We start from the raw sequence: 17,650 nt of genomic DNA, 5'->3' as shown, positions 1-17,650 counted from the left end.
CCCTGAAATGAGCCTGACCGGGGGCCTTTCCCCCGGGGCTCAGGCGCCGACGAGCAGGGGCTGCGGCACGTCGGCCTGCGCCAGCGGCAGCCGCACCGTGGCCAGCAGGCCGCCACCCGGGGCCTCGCCCAGCACCGCGTCGCCGCCATGCCGGTCGACCACCGACTTGACGATCGCCAGGCCCAGCCCGCTGCCGCTTTGCGTCTGGTCGGGGTTGCGGAAGAAGCGGTCGAACACGCGCTCGCGCAGCGCGGGCGGAATGCCCGGGCCCGTGTCGGCCACGGTCAGCAGCGCCCGCGCGCCCTCGCGCGCCACGTGCACCGTCACGGTGGCGCCGCAGGGGCTGTACTTGATCGCGTTGTCGATCAGGTTGTCGATCATCGAAACCAGACTTTCGCGCTCGCCGAGCACCGGCACGGCGTCGTCGCACACCAGTTCGAGCTCCACGCCGCGCGCACGCGCCAGGCCTTCGATCATGGCCAGCCGGTCCTGCACCAGCCCGTCGAGCGACAGCATCACGGGCAGCGCGTTGGTGGCCACCGCGTCGCTGCGCATGAGCTGTAGCAGCTGCCCCACCAAGCGCGCTGCGCGGTCGTTGCTGCGCAGCAGGTTGGCCATGAGTTCACGCTGGCCCTCGTCGGCGCTCTGCTCTTTCAGTGCCTCGACGTTCACGCGCATGGCAGCCAGCGGCGTGCGCAGCTCGTGCGCGGCGTCGGCGATCAGGCTGCGTTCGCGCGTGGTGCTGTCGCGCACCCGCAGCAACAGGCTGTTGATGCTCTGCACCAACGGCTTGAGCTCCTTGTGCGGCGGCGTGTAAGACAGCGGCGTCAGGTCGTCGGGACCGCGCTCGGCGGTTTCGCGGCTCACCTGGCGCCACGGGCGCAGCGCCAGCCGCACCGACAGCCAGGCGGGAAAGACCAGGAACGGCAGGCTGATCACCAGCGGCAGCAGGTAGTAGCCGCGCGACAGGATGGTGACGGCCAGCCGCCACACGCTGGGCTCGGCCAGCACCACGCGGGTGTCGGCGATGGGCGAGGCCATCGTGCGCGCGCGCCACTCGCGCCCGCCCGCGACCAGCGTCTCGTTGCGGTCGGGCACCGAGTTCAGCAGCACGGGCACACCGGCGCGCGAGTTGTAGATCAGCTTGCCGTGCTGCCAGACCTGCATGATCGCAATGGCTTCGGTCCCTTCGTCGCCGTCGCTGAGCGCCTCGATGAGCGCGGCGTCGAAGGCTTCGAGCGCTTCCCGTTGCTGTTCGGGTTGACCCTCCAGCTTCTGCGCAATGGAGATCGCCGCCTTGAAGATGCTGCTGAACCTGAGCAGCCCGGGGTCCTTGTACGAGTCGTACAACAGCAGCCCCACGGCCGAAGTCCACAGCAGCGCGACCACGGCCATCTGCGCCACCAGCAGGCGGCGCATCAGGGACGGCTGGTTCCAGTTCTTCCAGCCCCGCGCCAACTGGCGCATCATTTCGACGGGCTCCGCACCAGCGATTGCGTGTCGATCACGTAGCCGATGCCGCGCACCGTGCGGATGTAGCCCTGCCCGATCTTCTTGCGCAGGTTGGAGATGTGCACCTCGAGCGAATTGCTGCCGTTGGCCTGGCCGCCGGGCAGCACCTGCTCTTCCATCACGCGGCGCGTGACCACGCGGCCGGTGCGCTTGAGCAGGAGCGCCAGCAGGTCGAACTCGCAGCGCGACAGCTCCACCGGCTCGCCGTCGACGATCACGCCGCGCGTGGGTTCATGCAGCGCCAGGCCGCGCATGCGGATGGTCTCGTCGTTGAAGCCGTAGCTGCGGCGCGCCAAGGCCCGCACGCGCGACAGCAGCTCGGCCAGCGCGAAGGGCTTCACGAGGTAGTCGTCGGCGCCGTCGTCCAGGCTGCGCAGGCGGTCGTTGAGTGCATCGCGCGCACTCAGCACCAGCACCGGCAATATCTGGCGGGTGCGGCGCAGGCGCAGCAGCAGGTCGAGCCCGTCGCCGTCGGGCAGGCCCAGGTCGAGCAGCACCATGTCGAAGGCGCCGTTGTCGAGCGTGCGCAGCGCGTCGTCGAGCCTGCGGACCCACACCACGTCCAGGCCCTGGTTGGCGAGCGCAATGCGCACGCCGTTGCCAAGATCAAGATCGTCCTCAACAAGCAAAAGATTCATGGGAAGGATTCCAAGCGAACAAGCCCGGTTCCGGGAAGTGGCCGAAGTATCTGCCACACCCCGTCGCTGTGCTTCAGGAAGCCTTCATGAAGGCTGCAGGGCTTCTTCAGGCGGCGTGCCCACACTGCAAGGCTCTTACTTTCTTCTTCATGCCTGGAGCATCGACGTGCCTCGCCCCTCACCTTCCACAGTTCGCCCCCACTGGGCGAACCCGCTTCACTTCCAGCGCCGCGACCTGCTGCGCGCCGTGCTCTTCGGCAGCGCGGCCGGGCTGGCGGCCTGCGGCGGTGGAGGCGACAACGTCGGCACCGCGCCTGCGCCCCTCGGCAACGACCGGCCCGTGGCGGCCACCGACCGCCGCGTGAAGGTGTCGAGCACGCCCGAGGTCTCGCTGCAGGTGCGCGACTGGCAGCGCCCCGGCGGCACCGAAGCGTCGGGCCCCGTGATCGTGCTGCTGGCCGGCCTCGGCGGCAATGCGCGCTGCTTCGACAGCCTGGCGCCCGCGCTCGTTGCGGCCGGCGCCGCCTCGCGCGTCGTCGCGGTCAGCCGGCGCGGCTACGGCCTGTCGGACAAGCCGCTGCCGGTGAAGAGCGCCACGCAGCACTACGAGGTCGACACGCTGGTCGACGACCTGGCCGCGCTGTGCGAGGCGCTCAGCCTCACGCGCGTGGTGCTCGGCGGCCATTCGATCGCGGGCAATGAGCTGACGCGTTTCGCGGGCCGCTTCCCCGACCACGTGCGCGGCCTCGTGTACCTCGATACCACCTTCGACTACACGAAGGACGCCGACACCGGCGGCGAAGACCCGCCGATGAACCGCCGGCTCGACGAGCCCGCGCCCACGCCCGACGACGGCCGCTCGATGAAGGCGGCCATTGCGTACCTGCGGCGCAAGTCGAAGAACTGGTGGCCGGCGCTCGAAGCCAACCTGCGCGACGCGCTCGATGTGCAGGCCGACGGCAGCGTGCGGCCCAACACGCCCGACGCCGTGGAAACCGCGATGGACACCGCGGCCCACCGCTTCTCGCCCGACTACCGGCCGGTGCGCGCGCCGGCGCTGGTGGTGACCGCGCTGCCGTTCGACCAGCGCGACCTGTTCCCCTGGCTCGAACGGCCGCTCGATGCGCAGACCGGCCAGGACGCCGCCGACTTCCTGCGCATCTTCCGCCGCGTGCGCCGCGCCAACGCCGACCGCCTGGCCACCGCGCTGCAGACCTCGCACCGGCTCACGCTGGACCACTGCAACCACACCGACTTCTTCATGGAACGCGAGGCCGAGGTGGTGCGCGCGATCCAGTCGATGCGCTGGGCCTGATCCTTACTGGCGCAGCAGCTTGATCAGCGCCGCCAGTTCCTCGCCGCCGAGCCCCGCCGCATCGGCGCGCTGGAACAGGCCCGCGGCAAAGGCCGGGAACTCGGTGTTGATGCCCGCCTCCTGCGCGGTCTGCAGGATGCGCTGCGTGGCCTCGACCGAGATGCGCATCGGGCTCTGCGTGATCGTGAAGTCGCCCGACTGGATGACCGCGCCCTCGTGCTGGAGAAAGCCCGCGAAGGTCGGCATGATGCCCGCCACGATGCGGCCGAACTCGGCCACGTCGAAGCCTTCGTGCTCGGCGATGCGCGCACCGTGCAGGAAGCCGAGCATCGTGCCGTAGATGCTGGACAGCGTGGCCAGGTCCATGGCCGCGGCGGCGCTGGCCTTCTCGCCGAGGTAGACGATGCCGCCGGCCAGCACCTTCAGCAAGGGCTCGGCCTCGGTGAACACGGCCTGCGCGCCCGACACCAGCAGCGGCGTGTCGGGCCGGCCCATCTGGTCCGGTGCGGCCTGGATCGCGCCTTCGAGGTACGCGGCGCCGTGGCGGTGCGCCCAGGCTTCGGCCTCGCGCGCATCCTTCGGGCTGCCGGTGGTGAGCTGCGCGAGCAGACGGCCGTCCATGGCGGCGGCCACGCCGTCCATCGCGAAGATCGCGTCGGCGGCGCGGTAGTCGTACACGCACATCACGGCCATGCGGCTCGCGCGCAAGGCCTCGGCCGCGCTGCGCGCCAGCACGGCGCCGCGGGCGACCAGCGCGTCGGCCTTGTCGGCCGTGCGGTTCCACAGCGTGACCTTGTAGCCCTGGTCGAGAAAGAGCCGCGCGATGACGACGCCCATGGCGCCCAGGCCCAGAACCGAAACTTCCTTGTTGATGTTGCTCATGGCAATCCGATGCAGTGGTGGTTGATGACACCTGCATGGTAGAAATTACACTTCCACATGGTCAAGTACCTACGATAGAGTAAGGTACTTACCAAATGGGAAGTATTGGAATCGCAAGGAGCACAAGATGGCAGCGAAGAAGCCCTACAACTGCGGCATCGGCCCCGCATTCGAGGTCATCGGCGGCAAGTGGAAAGCCGTCATCCTGTGGGAGCTGCACCTGCAGCCCTACCGCTTCGGCGAGCTGAAGCGGCTGCTGCCCGAGGTCAGCGAGAAGATGCTGATCCAGCAGCTGCGCGAGATGGAAACCGACGGCCTCGTGCACCGCGAGGTGTTCCACGAAGTGCCGCCGCGCGTCGAGTACTCCGAGACCTCGCTGGGCGCCACGCTCAACGCGGCGCTGGGGCCGCTGGCCGATTGGGGCGACCGCTATGCCAAGCGCGTGGCGGCGGCGCGCAAGCAGGCCGAAGCGGCGAAGTAAGACCGGCGCCTCTGAAGGCGCGAAGAAACCGTAGCGAGCGCCCCGAGGTCGCGTCGAGGACCGGAACCGTACTCCCGTACGGTGAGGACCGCAGATGCGAGATCGGGACGCGCAGTAGGTTTATTGCGCCTTCAGTCGGCCCAGCCGGTTTCGATCTCTGTCTTGACCTCGGTCATCAGCTTGTGCACGGGGCACTTGCCCGCCACGCGCAGCAGCTCGTCGCGCTGCGCCTCGGTCAGGTCGCCCGTCAGGCGCAGGCCCGACTTCAGGCGGTAGATGCCCTTGCGTTCCTCGCTGTCGTCGCGGTCGACCACGACCTCGATGTCTTCCACCGGAATGCCCTTGCGGCGCGCGTAGAGCAGCACCGTGAGCGCCTTGCAGGCCGCCAGCGACGCGTCGTACAGGTCGTGCGGCTCGGCACCGCCGTCGCTGCCGCCGCCCGCGGGCGAGGCATCGACGGGGATCTCGTGGTTGCGGATCTTGAGGATGTGGCGCGTGCCGGTGGTGCCGTCGCGGCGGATCGAGAGGGTCATGCCGATGTCCTTGAAGGGGTGAAACGAAAGCTCAGGCCAAGTCTTTCACATACAGGATGGTCGTGAATCCGCTGTGCCATTCGAGGTCGGGGTAGCGGCCGGCCTCGCGGTAGCCGAGTGCGCGATACAGGCCCTGGCTCTGCGTGTTGAAGGTGTCGGTCTCCAGCCGCGCCTGCACCACGCCGTCGGCGCGCATGCCGGCTTCGGCAAAGGCCATGAGCGCGCGGGCGATGCCCTTGCGCTGGTGCGCGGCGGGCACGTGCAGGGCCTGCACGAAGTCGTGTTCCCAGTGCACCATGCCGACCACCTCGCCCTCGAGTTCCGCCACGAAGAAGGCCGGGCCGCTCTCGTCGATGTAGCCCGCGGGCTCGCCGCTGTCGGCATAGGCCTTCGCGGCCTCGGGCGTGAGCTGCGGCAGCCAGGTGCTCGCGAAGGTGTCGTCGAGGATGGCCTTCACCGCGTCGAAGTCGGCCAGGCGCCAGGGCCGGATGACGATAGCGGCGGCGCTCACCGGTCCACCGCCAGCATCAGCGTTTCCTTGATCTCTTCCATCACCACGTAGCTGTGCGACTCGGCCGCCACCGGCAGCTTCTTCAGGATGTCGCCCAGCAGGTGCCGGTACTCGCTCATGCCGCTCAGGCGCGCCTTCACGAGGTAGTCGAAGCTGCCCGACACCAGGTGGCATTCGAGCACCTCGGGCATGTGCAGCAGCTCCTGCTTCACCTTGTCGAACACGTCGCCCGACTTGGCCGAGAGCTTGATCTCCACGAACACCAGCAGCGTCTTGCCCAGCGCCTCGGGCGACACGTGCGCGTGGTAGCCGCTGATGACGCCGTCGCGCTCCATGCGCTTGACGCGCTCGGCGCAAGGCGAGGCCGACAGGCCGATGCGCTCGGCCAGTTCGGTCATGGAAATACGGCCCTGGCGCTGCAGCAGGTCGAGGATCTTGCGGTCGATTCGGTCGAGTTCGGGCATTTCACTCCGCGCGGGGTCTTGGACGGTTTTCGGCAGCGATTTTCACGGCCAAAGACCTAAAAACAATGGAATCCACTGCATTGTGCACTTTAGATTCACATCATTCCATTCAGATCAGCGGATACACCATGAAAGTCATCGTTCTCGGCGGCGGCGTGATCGGCACCACCACGGCGTACTACCTCGCGCGCTCCGGCGCCGAAGTCACCTTGCTCGACCGGCAGGCCGGTCCGGCCGAGGAAACGAGCTTCGGCAACGCCGGCCAGGTGTCGCCCGGCTACTCGACGCCGTGGGCCGCGCCCGGCATTCCGCTGAAGGCGATCAAGTGGATGTTCCAGAAGCATGCGCCGCTGTCGATCCGCCCCGACGGCACGCTGTTCCAGCTGCGCTGGATGGCCGCCATGCTGCGCAACTGCTCGCCCGAGCGCTACGCGGTCAACAAGGAACGCATGATGCGCGTGGCCGAATACAGCCGCGGCTGCCTACAGCAGCTGCGCGCCGACACCGGCCTGCAGTACGAGCACCGCACCGGCGGCACGCTGCAGCTGTTCCGCACGCAAGCGCAGCTCGACGCGGTGCAGCGCGACATCGCCGTGCTCGAGGAATGCGGCGTGCCCTATGAACTGCTCGACCGCGACGCCCTGGCGCGCGTCGAACCCGGCCTGGCCGGCGCGCGCGAGCGCCTCACGGGCGGCCTGCGCCTGCCCAACGACGAAACCGGCGACTGCCACCTGTTCACGCGCGGCCTCGCCGAGATCGCACGCGGCCTGGGCGTGGACTTCCGCTTCGGCCAGACCATCGACGGCCTCGAGACCGACGGCGGCCGCATCACCGGCGTGCGCACGCGTGCCGGCAAGATCCTCACGGCCGACCGCTACGTGATGGCCTTCGGCAGCTACTCGCGCGCCGCCATCGCCTCGCTGGGCCTCGACATCCCCGTGTACCCGGTCAAGGGCTACTCGCTCACCGTGCCGCTGCTCGACGAATCGCTCGCGCCGCAATCGACGGTGCTCGACGAAACCTACAAGGTGGCCGTCACGCGCTTCGACAACCGCATCCGCGTGGGCGGCATGGCCGAGCTCGGCGGCTTCGACCTGCGACTGAACCCGGCGCGCCGCGCCACGCTCGAGAAGGTCGTGAGCGACCTGTTCCCGGGCGGCGACCTGCCCAACGCCAGCTTCTGGACCGGCCTGCGCCCCATGACGCCCGACAGCACGCCCATCGTCGGCGCCACGCGCTACCCCAACCTGTTCCTGAACACGGGCCACGGCACGCTGGGCTGGACCATGGCCTGCGGCTCGGGCAAGCTGATCTCGGACCTGGTGACAGGCCAGCGGCCGGAGATCCGCACGGACGGGTTGGCGATGGACCGCTACACGCAAGGGCCGTCGCGTTCGGCGCGCCCGAACCCGACGACGGCGCCGGCCTGAGCGACGCCTGGGCTGCGACGGGCCGCGCAGGCCCGCGCTGACCTACTCGTCGCTCGCGTCGTTGCCCGTCATCGCGAGCACCTCTTCGACAAAGGCCTCGAAGCGCGGCAACGCGGCAGGCAGCCCGTCGAGCGAAGCGGCCTCGCCCGCATCGAAGAAATGCGGCGCATCGGCGGGCATGGCGACCCATTCCCCGCCTTCGACCAGCAACCCCAGATACCCCTCCGCCGTCGGCAGATAGAACAGCCCCGCGCTGTCGAGCGTGCGCTGGCCTTCGGCCTCGCCGCGCCCCCAGCGCACGCCGTGGCGCGCGAGGTGGTCGCTGATCCAGCCGTCGCACACGTGCGTGTCGCGCCAATTGGCCTGGCCATCGAATACGGCGAGCACGGGCATGGGGCGTCCTTCGCTGAAGCGTGGTGGATTACTGCAGGAAGCTGGGCTTGGCGTAGCCCTGGAACTTGCTGTCGACCACCGCCTTGAATTCCTTCGAGCGGTAGGCCTCGGCGATGTCCTTGGCCCAGGCGGCGTTCTTGTCGGCGCTCTTCACGGCGACCACATTCAGGTAGTAGTCGGGCGTCTTCTCGAGCACCACGGCCTCGGTGAGCTTCAGGCCCGACGAGATCGCGAAGTTGCCGTTGACGATGGCGTACTCGGTGTCACCCAGCGAACGCGGCAGCTGCGCGGCCTCGAGCGGAATGAACTTGAGCTTCTTCGGGTTCTCGGCCACGTCCTTCTCGGACGCGCGCAGCGGATCGATGCCGGCCTTGATCGTGACCAGCTTGTTCTGCTCCAGCAGCACCAGCGCGCGCGCCAGGTTGCTCGGATCGTTCGGCAGCGTCACGCGGTCGCCTTCCTTCACGTCGGCCAGCGTCTTGCGCTTGGTCGAGTACACGCCCATGGGCGCGATCGGGCCCTGCACCAGCTCGGCGAGGTCCAGCTTCTGGTCGGCCGAGAACTTCTGCAGGTAGACCCGATGCTGGAAGAAATTGGCGTCGAGCGAGCCCTGGGCCAGCGCGAGGTTGGGCTGCACGTAGTCGTTGAACTCGACCAGCTTCACCTTGTAGCCCTTCTTCTCGAGGATCGGAATGATGCCGGCCTTGAGCTGGTCGGCGTTGGAGCCGGCGGTGCCGCCGATCACGAGGTTCTTCTTGGCGTCCTGCGCCTGCGCCGACAGCGAGAGGCCGCCGAGCGACAGCGCGACGAGGGAAACGGCGAGGACAGAACGGCGCAGCAGTGCGGTTTTCATGGAATGGACAGAAAGATGAGAGAAGAAAAAGAAGAAGGGGAAATCAACGCTTGTCGAGCCGGCGCGCCGTGGTGTTGCCCACGAACTGCAGGATCTGCACCAGCACCACGAGCAGCGCCACGGTGAGCACCATCACGTCGGTCTGGAAGCGGTAGTAGCCGTAGCGGATCGCCAGGTCGCCGATGCCGCCGCCGCCCACCACGCCGGCAATGGCCGAGTACGACAGGAAGCTCACGGCCAGCACGGTGAGCGCGAGCACCAGGCCCGAGCGCGCCTCGACCACCAGCACGCGCCAGACGATCTGCAGCTCCGAGGCGCCCATGGCATGCGCCGCCTCGATCACGCCGCGCGGCACCTCGCGCAGGCACTGGTCGACCAGCCGCGCGAAGTACGGAATGGCCGCGAACGACAGCGGCACCGCGGCCGCGAGCGGGCCGATGGAGGTGCCCGCGATGATCCGCGTGAACGGCACCAGCGCCACCAGCAGGATGATGAACGGGAAGGAACGCACCGTGTTCACGATCCAGTTGAGGATGTGGAACGCCGGCTTGTTCTCGAGCGACTGGCCCGGCCCCAGCAGGAACAGCAGGATGCCCAGCGGCCCGCCGATGAGCACCGCCGCCGACAGGCCGATCGCCAACATCAAAAAGGTCTGGCCCGTGGCCGTCCACAGCTCGGGAAGGATGGGGGTGATGTTCTCAAACATAGGCCAGCTCCTGCGCGTTGCGCTGCGCGGTCGCCACGCGCGGCGCCACGGGTTCGCGCGCCTCGCGTTCGCGGCGGCGCACCAGTTCGTCGATCTCTCGGCCGAGCGCGGTCTTGCGTTCCTCGCTCGGCGCATCGACGGCGAACTGCTCGATGAGCCGGCCCTTTTCGAGAATGGCCACGTTGCGGCACAGCACCTCGACCACCGAGAGCTCGTGCGTGACGATCACGATGGTCACGCCGATCTTCTGGTTGATGTCGCGCAGCGTCTCGAGCAGCGCGCGGGTGGTTTCGGTGTCGAGCGCCGAGGTGGGCTCGTCGCACAGCAGCACCTGCGGGCGCGGCGCCAGCGCGCGGGCGATGGCCACGCGCTGCTTCTGGCCGCCCGAGAGCTGGGCCGGGTAGGTGTCGATCTTTTCGGCCAGGCCGACGAGGTCGAGGCACTCGCGCACCCGCTCGTTGATCTCGGCCTTGGAGTGGCGGCCGTGGATCTTCAGCGGGAAGGCCACGTTGTCGAACACTGTGGCGTTCTGCAGCAGGTTGAACTGCTGGAAGATCATGCCGATGTTCTGGCGCGTGTCGCGCAGCTCGCGGCGCGAGAGCGTCGTGAGGTCGCGCCCGCCGACGAACACCTGGCCCGCATCGGGGCGCTCGAGCAGGTTGATGAGGCGCAGCAAGGTCGACTTGCCGGCGCCGCTCTTGCCGATCAGGCCGAACACGTCGCCCTGCTGGATCTCGAGCGAGAGCGATTGCACGGCGTCGAACACCTCGCCGCTGGGCAAAGCGAAAGACTTCTGCACCGATTGAAGACGGATGACCGGCGCCGCGTTGCCGCGTGCCGCATCAGGCGAAGGGAAGGTCATGAAAGAAGGCGCGGGCCGCACAGGCGCGATCGCGCAGGTTCGCAAAAAGGTGCCGAGTATGAAAAGAAACGAGCCGAAAGGGAACGAACAAATCGGCTCGTGCTTATATGAAAAATCAGATAAGAAAGACCACATGAGGCGAGTGGACGCCATATCGATATGAGGATTGGTTCGTTCCCGATCCGCGGCGGCAATGCCACATTCGGCGCCTTCATTTCTTCGATTTCGCGCCACCATGCATTCCACTTTCCGCCGCCGCGGCCTCGTGCTCGCCACCCTCGTCACCGCCCTTTTCGCTGGCGGCACCGCCTTTGCGCAGGACAACAAGAACACCGTCAAGGTCGGCATTTCCGTCGGCAGCGCCGAGCAGGTGTTCGAGGTGGTCAAGAAGGTCGCCGCCAGGGACGGCCTGACCGTCCAGGTCGTGGTGTTCAACGACTACCAGCTGCCCAACGCGGCGCTGGCCGCCGGCGACCTGGACGCCAACGCCTTCCAGCACCAGCCCTTCCTGGACAACCAGATCAAGGCGCGCGGCTTCGACCTCGTGCCCGTGGGCCTGACCATCACCGCGCCGCTGGGCTTCTACTCGCGCAAGATCAAGTCGATCGACCAGCTGGCCGACGGCGCCTCGGTCGGCATCCAGAACGACCCCTCGAACGGCAACCGCGCCCTGCTGCTGCTGCAACAGGCCAAGCTCATCACCCTCAAGCCCGAGGCCGTGAAGAACAACAACGCCACGCCGCTGGACGTGGTGACCAACCCCAAGAAGCTCAAGCTGGTGTCGCTGGACGCCGCCCAGCTGCCGCGCTCGCTCGACGACCTGGCCATTTCGGCCATCAACAACGACTACGCCGAGAAGGCCGGCCTGTCCTTCGGCAAGGACGCCGTCATCAAGGAATCGGCCCAGAGCCCCTACGCCAACCTGATCGCCGTGCGCCGCGCCGACAAGGACAAGCCGTGGGCCAAGCGCCTCGTGGCGGCCTACCAGTCGCCGGAGGTGCGCAGCTTCATCGAGACGCAGTTCAAGGGGTCGCTCATCCCCGCGTTCTGATCCCGGGACTTTCTCCCTCCCCTCCCGGGGGAGGGCCGGGGTGGGGGCAAGCGGCACTCGCCAGGGGCGCCCTGCCCGCCCCCATCCCGGCCTTCCCCCAGAGGGGGAAGGAGCAATCCAGGGACTCTGCGGGGCGGGTGGTCCGAGCGTGAGAAAATGACGGGTTCCCCCGAACACCAACCTCACACAGTCAGGACACCCCATGGACGCAGAACAGATCAACCAAATCGGCGCAATGCTCGCGGACCTGAGCGTCCGTACGGTCGATTTACGGAGGTATCTTTGACTACGATGCCAAAGCTGAACGACTGAGGACAGTCAACGCATCGCTCGAAGACCCGAACGTCTGGAACGACCCCAAGAAGGCCCAGGAACTGGGCAAGGAAAAGAAGTCGCTCGACGACGTGGTCGTCACGCTCGACCGGCTCACCAACGGGCTGTCGGACAACACCGAGCTCTTCGAGATGTCGAAGGAAGACGGCGACCTCGATGGCCTGCAGGCCATTGCCGATGACGCCGCCACGCTCGAAGCCGACATCAAGCAGCTCGAATTCCGCCGGATGTTCAACAACCCGGCCGACCCGCTGAACGCCTTTGTCGACATCCAGGCCGGCGCCGGTGGCACCGAGGCCTGCGACTGGGCCAGCATGCTGCTGCGCCAGTACCTGAAGTACGCCGAGCGCAAGGGCTTCAAGACGCAGATCGAAGACGAAACGCCCGGCGACACCGCCGGCATCAAGGGCGCGACCATCAAGGTCGAGGGCGACTACGCCTTCGGCCTGCTGCGCACCGAGACCGGCGTGCACCGCCTGGTGCGCAAGTCGCCGTTCGACTCGTCGGGCGGGCGCCACACCAGCTTCGCCTCGATCTTCGTGTACCCCGAGATCGACGACTCGATCGAGATCGAGATCAACCCTTCGGACGTGCGCACCGACACCTTCCGCGCCTCGGGCGCCGGCGGCCAGCACATCAACAAGACCGACTCGGCCGTGCGCCTGACGCACATCCCGACCGGCATCGTGGTGCAGTGCCAGGACGGCCGCAGCCAGCACAGCAACCGCGACGTGGCGTGGAAGCGCCTGCGCTCGCGCCTGTACGACCACGAGATGCGCAAGCGCCAGGAAGAACAGCAAAAGCTCGAGGACAGCAAGACCGACGTGGGCTGGGGCCACCAGATCCGCAGCTACGTGCTGGACAACAGCCGCATCAAGGACCTGCGCACCAACGTCGAAGTCTCGGCCACGCAGAAGGTGCTCGACGGCGACCTCGACGTGTTCATCGAAGCCTCGCTCAAGCAAGGCGTCTGACCGATGAGCCTGAACACCGGCAGGGTCGAAGCCCTGATCTTCGACATGGACGGCACCATGATCGACTCCATGCCCTGGCATGCGCGCTCGTGGGTGACCTTCGCGCAGCGCCACGGCGTGCAGCTCGACGTGAGCGAGATCCTCGCGCGCACCACGGGCCGCACCGGCACCGAGAGCATGCGCGAGCTGTTCGAACGCGAGCTCTCCGATGCCGAGTGCCAGGCGATGGTGCACGAGAAGGAAGAGATCTACCGCGAGCTCTTTCACGACAACTTCACCGAGGTGGCGGGCTTCACCGCCTTCGCCAAGGCCGCGGTGGCACGCGGCCTGAAGGTGGCGGTGGGCACGGCCGGCGACCGGCACAACATCGCGTTCGCCATGTCGCGCCTGAAGATGGACCCGCTGCCGCTGGCCATCGTCGGCGGCGACGAAGGCTTTTCGGGCAAGCCCACGCCCGCGATCTTCCTGGAAGCCGCGCGCCGCATCGGCGTGGCGCCCGAGCGCTGCATCGTCTTCGAAGACGCGCCCTTCGGCATCGAAGCCGCCCGCCGCGGCGGCATGCGCGCCGTGGCCGTGTGCAGCACCCATACGGCCGCCGAGCTGGCCGGCCCCCACGTGATCGCCGCCGTTCGCGACTACAACGAACTGGCCCATTCGAATTTTCTGGAGACCCTCGATGCTGCTTCAGCGTGACGCCCAAGGGCAACCCATTGCCATCCGCCGCGAAGACTATGCCGCGCCGGCGTTCTGGATCGACACCGTCGACCTGACCTTCGACCTCGACCCCGCCAAGACCCGCGTGCTCAACCGCATGCAGCTGCGCCGCAACCCCGAGGTGCCGGCCCAGCCGCTGCGCCTGGACGGCGACGAGCTCAACCTGGCGCGCGTGCTCGTGAACGGCCAGGGCGCCTCGTTCCGCATGGAAGGCGACCAGCTCGTCATCGACGGCCTGCCCGATGCGTTCGAGCTCGAGCTCTTCACCACCTGCTGCCCCATCAAGAACACCAAGCTGATGGGCCTGTTCGTGAGCGAAGACACCTTCTTCACGCAGTGCGAGGCCGAGGGCTTTCGCCGCATCACGTACTTCCTCGACCGTCCCGACGTGATGGCGATGTACACCGTCACGCTGCGCGCCAGCAAGGCCGCCTACCCGGTGCTGCTGTCCAACGGCAACCTCGTCGACCAGGGCGAGCTGCCCGAGGGCCGCCACTTCGCCAAGTGGGTCGACCCTTTCAAGAAGCCCAGCTACCTGTTCGCCCTGGTGGCGGGCAAGCTCGTGGCGCGCGAGCAGCGCATCACCGCGCGCAGCGGCAAGGAGCATCTGCTGCAGGTGTACGTGCGCGCCGGCGACCTCGACAAGACCGAGCACGCCATGAACTCGCTGGTCAACTCCGTGCTGTGGGACGAGGCCCGCTTCGGCCTGCCGCTGGACCTCGACCGCTTCATGATCGTGGCCACCAGCGACTTCAACATGGGCGCCATGGAGAACAAGGGCCTGAACATCTTCAACACGAAGTACGTTCTGGCCAACCAGGCCACCGCCACCGACGCCGACTACAGCAACATCGAAAGCGTGGTCGGCCACGAGTACTTCCACAACTGGAGCGGCGACCGCGTGACCTGCCGCGACTGGTTCCAGCTGTCGCTGAAAGAAGGCCTCACCGTCTTCCGCGACCAGGAGTTCAGCCAGGACCTGTGCGCCGACGCCTCGGCCCGCGCCGTCAAGCGCATCGAGGACGTGCGCGTGCTGCGCACCGCCCAGTTCCCCGAAGACGCCGGCCCCATGGCGCACCCGGTGCGGCCCGACAGCTACATCGAGATCAGCAACTTCTACACCGTCACCATCTATGAAAAGGGTGCCGAGGTCGTTCGCATGATGCAGACGCTGGTCGGCCGCAAGGGCTTCGAAAAGGGCATCACCCTGTACTTCGAGCGCCACGACGGCCAGGCCGTGACCTGCGACGACTTCGCCCAGGCCATTGCCGACGCCAACCCCGACTCCGAACTGGCCCGCCTGCTGCCCCAGTTCAAGCGCTGGTACAGCCAGGCCGGCACGCCCCGCCTGGCCGCGCACGGCGTGTACGACGCGCAGAACCGCAGCTACACCCTGAGCGTGGTGCAAAGCTGCCCGCCCACGCCGGGCCAGCAGACAAAAGAACCCTTCGTCATTCCGCTGAACATCGGCCTGCTCGACGCCGCCACCGGCCGCGAACTGCCCATGCAGCTCGAGGGCGAGAGCGACGTCGCACGCGGCACCCGCACCATCGTGCTGTCGCGCGCCGGCGAGCAGATCACCTTTGTGGGCCTGGACGCCGAGCCCGTGCCGTCGATCTTGCGCGGCTTCAGCGCGCCGGTGATCCTCGACTTTGCGTACACCGACGCCCAGCTGCTCACCCTGCTGGCCAACGACCCCGACCCGTTCAACCGCTGGGAAGCCGGCCAGCGCCTGGGCCTGCGCGCCGCGCTGCAAGCCATTGCCGCGCACGCCACCGACACCACGCCGGTGCTCAACGACGCCTACCTCGACGCCATGCGCGGCGTGCTGCGCCACCCGCAGCTCGACGCCGCCTTCAAGGAGCTGGTGCTCACGCTGCCGTCGGAAACCTACATTGCCGAACAGCTCGACGTGGTCGATCCGCAGCGCGTGCACCTCGTGCGCGAAGCCATGCGCGCCCAGCTCGCCACCGCCCTCTTCGCCGACTGGGAACAGGCCTACGAAGACAACAAGGACACCGGCGCCTACACGCCCGACCCGACCTCGTCGGGCCGCCGCGCGCTGGCCGGCATGGCGCTCAACTTCCTGTGCCTGGCGGCGCGCGCCTCGGGCGACACCGTGTGGCCCGGCAAGACCCTGCAGCGCTTCAAGGACGCGGGCAACATGACCGACCGCTTCAACGCGCTCAACGCCCTCGTGGCGTCGGGCCACACCCTGGCGGCGCAGGCGCTGGCGCGCTTCCACGCCATGTTCAAGGACGAGGCGCTGGTCATCGACAAGTGGTTCTCGTTGCAAGCCGGCGCCAGCGACCGCGGCGGCGACATCCTGCCGCTGGTCAAGCAGCTCATGAAGCACCCCGACTTCTCGCTGAAGAACCCCAACCGCGCGCGCAGCGTGATCTTCAGCTACTGCAGCGGCAACCCCGGCGCCTTCCACCGCGCCGACGCCGCCGGCTACGTGTTCTGGAGCGACCGCGTGATCGAGCTCGACGCCATCAACCCCCAGGTGGCCGCCCGCCTGGCGCGCGCGCTCGACCGCTGGAGCAAGCTGGCCGAGCCCTACCGCAGCGCCGCACGCGAAGCCATTGCCCGCGTGGCCGCCAAGCCCGATCTCAGCAAAGACACCCACGAAGTCGTCACCCGCGCCCTTGCCGGAAACTGAACCCACCGAACCCCACAAGATCCATGGCTCAACAAAAAATCTCCTTCACCCGCTACCTCGTCGAGCAGCAACGCGCCGACGGCCTCATTCCCGGCCAGCTGCGCCTGTTGCTCGAAGTGGTCGCCCGCGCCTGCAAGAGCATCAGCCAGGCCGTCAACAAGGGCGCGCTGGGTGGCGTGCTCGGCACCGCCGAGAGCGAGAACGTGCAGGGCGAAATCCAGAAGAAGCTGGACATCATCGCCAACGAAGTGCTCATTGAAGCCAACGAATGGGGCGGCCACCTCGCGGCCATGGCCAGCGAAGAGATGGAAACCATCCACGTGGTGCCCAACCGCTACCCGCAGGGCGAATACCTCCTGATGTTCGACCCGCTCGACGGCAGCAGCAACATCGACGTCAACGTGAGCATCGGCACCATCTTCAGCGTGCTGAAAAAGCCCGACGACACCCCCGGCGTGCAGGAAGCCGACTTTCTGCAGCCCGGCACCCAGCAAGTGGCCGCCGGCTACTGCATCTACGGCCCGCAGACCACCCTGGTGCTCACCGTGGGCAACGGCGTGGCCATGTTCACGCTCGACCGCGAGCAAGGCAGCTTCGTGCTCACGCAAGAAGACATCCAGATTCCGGCCGACACCAAGGAATTTGCCATCAACATGAGCAACATGCGCCACTGGGACGAGCCCGTGAAGCGCTACATCGACGAATGCCTGGCCGGCAAGGAAGGCCCGCGCGGCAAGGACTTCAACATGCGCTGGATTGCCAGCATGGTGGCCGACGTGCACCGCATCCTGATGCGCGGCGGCGTCTTCATGTACCCGTGGGACAAGCGCGAGCCCGAAAAGGCCGGCAAGCTGCGCCTGATGTACGAGGCCAACCCCATGAGCTGGCTCGTCGAGCAGGCCGGCGGCGCCGCCACCAACGGCAAGCAGCGCATCCTCGACCTGAAGCCCACCAAACTGCACGAGCGCGTGAGCGTGATGTTGGGTTCGCGTCACGAAGTGGAGCGTTTGACGCAGTACCACGCCGAGAAGCCTTGATTTCTTGGCTATAATCTGAGGCTTCGCCGGTGTAGCTCAGTCGGTAGAGCAGCTCATTCGTAATGAGAAGGTCGGGTGTTCGATTCATCTCTCCGGCACCAGTATTTAGGTAATAAAATCAAGGACTTACGAGACCATACGGTTTCGTAAGTCTTTTTTTTAGCCTTCATTGCGGAGGCAAGTGCCAGGGCGAGCCCCAAAAGGACCTGCGTCATCGCAAGGTGTTGGATTCCGCCAATCTCTGACCCTAGATTTCCGTCGAATACTGACCCACCCGCTTTGTGAGCCTGAAGGCTTCA

The 17,650-nt window shown here is 67.3% G+C and carries 18 protein-coding genes and 1 tRNA gene; 9 read left to right on the top strand and 10 right to left on the bottom strand.

What is annotated here, in order from left to right:
• Positions 1-39: 39 nt before the first annotated feature.
• Entirely contained in the window at positions 40-1,470 is a 1,431-nt protein-coding gene (locus AC07Q9_RS23390; RefSeq protein ID WP_492680801.1) for a sensor histidine kinase, read from the bottom strand.
• Positions 1,467-2,150: a response regulator gene (locus AC07Q9_RS23385; protein ID WP_062473337.1), complete on the bottom strand. Its 684-nt coding sequence runs from the start codon at positions 2,148-2,150 to the stop codon at positions 1,467-1,469. Before AC07Q9_RS23385 ends, AC07Q9_RS23390 begins: the two co-directional genes overlap by 4 nt.
• Before the next feature lie 166 nt (positions 2,151-2,316).
• Here AC07Q9_RS23385 and AC07Q9_RS23380 point away from each other — a divergent pair, with 166 nt between their 5' ends.
• Entirely contained in the window at positions 2,317-3,465 is a 1,149-nt protein-coding gene (locus AC07Q9_RS23380) for an alpha/beta hydrolase (RefSeq protein WP_495311950.1), read from the top strand.
• Between the two features lie 3 nt (positions 3,466-3,468).
• Here AC07Q9_RS23380 and AC07Q9_RS23375 read toward each other — a convergent pair whose 3' ends face one another.
• On the bottom strand, positions 3,469-4,347 hold the full coding sequence (locus AC07Q9_RS23375; RefSeq protein ID WP_495311949.1) for an NAD(P)-dependent oxidoreductase: 879 nt from the start codon (positions 4,345-4,347) through the stop codon (positions 3,469-3,471).
• A 127-nt stretch (positions 4,348-4,474) separates the two neighbouring features.
• Here AC07Q9_RS23375 and AC07Q9_RS23370 point away from each other — a divergent pair, with 127 nt between their 5' ends.
• Entirely contained in the window at positions 4,475-4,828 is a 354-nt protein-coding gene (locus AC07Q9_RS23370; RefSeq protein WP_062473331.1) for a winged helix-turn-helix transcriptional regulator, read from the top strand.
• A 131-nt stretch (positions 4,829-4,959) separates the two neighbouring features.
• On the opposite strand, the gene AC07Q9_RS23365 is transcribed toward AC07Q9_RS23370, so the two are convergent.
• From AC07Q9_RS23365 to AC07Q9_RS23355, 3 genes are read right to left on the bottom strand one after another with little or no spacing between them, the layout of a single operon-like run.
• On the bottom strand, positions 4,960-5,361 hold the full coding sequence (locus AC07Q9_RS23365; protein ID WP_070062377.1) for an OsmC family protein: 402 nt from the start codon (positions 5,359-5,361) through the stop codon (positions 4,960-4,962).
• Positions 5,362-5,392: 31 nt separating this feature from the next.
• On the bottom strand, positions 5,393-5,872 hold the full coding sequence (locus AC07Q9_RS23360) for a GNAT family N-acetyltransferase (RefSeq protein ID WP_495311948.1): 480 nt from the start codon (positions 5,870-5,872) through the stop codon (positions 5,393-5,395).
• Positions 5,869-6,336: an Lrp/AsnC ligand binding domain-containing protein gene (locus AC07Q9_RS23355; protein WP_492743192.1), complete on the bottom strand. Its 468-nt coding sequence runs from the start codon at positions 6,334-6,336 to the stop codon at positions 5,869-5,871. Before AC07Q9_RS23355 ends, AC07Q9_RS23360 begins: the two co-directional genes overlap by 4 nt.
• A gap of 128 nt (positions 6,337-6,464) precedes the next feature.
• On the opposite strand from AC07Q9_RS23355, the gene AC07Q9_RS23350 reads away from it, so the two are divergent.
• Entirely contained in the window at positions 6,465-7,766 is a 1,302-nt protein-coding gene (locus AC07Q9_RS23350) for a D-amino acid dehydrogenase (protein WP_495303530.1), read from the top strand.
• Positions 7,767-7,808: 42 nt separating this feature from the next.
• Here AC07Q9_RS23350 and AC07Q9_RS23345 read toward each other — a convergent pair whose 3' ends face one another.
• The 4 genes from AC07Q9_RS23345 to AC07Q9_RS23330 are packed head-to-tail and all read right to left on the bottom strand — an operon-like array spanning position 7,809 to position 10,580.
• Positions 7,809-8,159 carry a hypothetical protein gene (locus AC07Q9_RS23345; RefSeq protein WP_495311947.1) on the bottom strand — a complete coding sequence of 117 codons (351 nt, stop codon included), beginning with the start codon at positions 8,157-8,159 and terminating at the stop codon, positions 7,809-7,811.
• A 28-nt stretch (positions 8,160-8,187) separates the two neighbouring features.
• Positions 8,188-9,012: a MetQ/NlpA family ABC transporter substrate-binding protein gene (locus AC07Q9_RS23340; protein WP_495311946.1), complete on the bottom strand. Its 825-nt coding sequence runs from the start codon at positions 9,010-9,012 to the stop codon at positions 8,188-8,190.
• A 43-nt stretch (positions 9,013-9,055) separates the two neighbouring features.
• Positions 9,056-9,718, bottom strand: coding sequence for a methionine ABC transporter permease (locus AC07Q9_RS23335; protein ID WP_056571730.1), 663 nt, complete (start codon positions 9,716-9,718; stop codon positions 9,056-9,058).
• Positions 9,711-10,580, bottom strand: a complete 870-nt coding sequence (locus AC07Q9_RS23330) for a methionine ABC transporter ATP-binding protein (RefSeq protein WP_062473317.1) — start codon at positions 10,578-10,580, stop codon at positions 9,711-9,713. Before AC07Q9_RS23330 ends, AC07Q9_RS23335 begins: the two co-directional genes overlap by 8 nt.
• Positions 10,581-10,815: 235 nt before the next feature.
• On the opposite strand from AC07Q9_RS23330, the gene AC07Q9_RS23325 reads away from it, so the two are divergent.
• From AC07Q9_RS23325 to AC07Q9_RS23300, 6 genes are all read left to right on the top strand, one after another.
• The gene (locus AC07Q9_RS23325) at positions 10,816-11,631 is read left to right on the top strand and encodes a MetQ/NlpA family ABC transporter substrate-binding protein (RefSeq protein WP_495311945.1); all 816 of its coding nucleotides are present in this window, start codon (positions 10,816-10,818) and stop codon (positions 11,629-11,631) included.
• Positions 11,632-11,833: 202 nt separating this feature from the next.
• A protein-coding gene (gene prfB / locus AC07Q9_RS23320) for a peptide chain release factor 2 (RefSeq protein ID WP_095950518.1) occupies positions 11,834-12,938 on the top strand; the annotation gives its coding sequence in 2 pieces (ribosomal slippage) (positions 11,834-11,914 and positions 11,916-12,938; 1,104 coding nt in all).
• Between the two features lie 3 nt (positions 12,939-12,941).
• Complete coding sequence (locus tag AC07Q9_RS23315) at positions 12,942-13,631, top strand: HAD family hydrolase (protein ID WP_070062371.1); 690 nt, start codon at positions 12,942-12,944, stop codon at positions 13,629-13,631.
• Entirely contained in the window at positions 13,615-16,314 is a 2,700-nt protein-coding gene (pepN, locus tag AC07Q9_RS23310; protein ID WP_495311944.1) for an aminopeptidase N, read from the top strand. The genes AC07Q9_RS23315 and pepN overlap by 17 nt, the downstream gene beginning before the upstream one ends.
• A 23-nt stretch (positions 16,315-16,337) precedes the next feature.
• Complete coding sequence (locus AC07Q9_RS23305; protein ID WP_056571748.1) at positions 16,338-17,351, top strand: class 1 fructose-bisphosphatase; 1,014 nt, start codon at positions 16,338-16,340, stop codon at positions 17,349-17,351.
• Positions 17,352-17,376: 25 nt separating this feature from the next.
• Positions 17,377-17,452: transfer RNA gene (locus AC07Q9_RS23300), tRNA-Thr, on the top strand.
• Positions 17,453-17,650 lie beyond the last annotated feature (198 nt).

Source organism: Variovorax sp. GW821-FHT09A10 (genome assembly GCF_059418385.1).
Note: the sequence above shows the minus strand (reverse complement) of the source record. Positions and strands in the feature narration are given on the sequence as shown.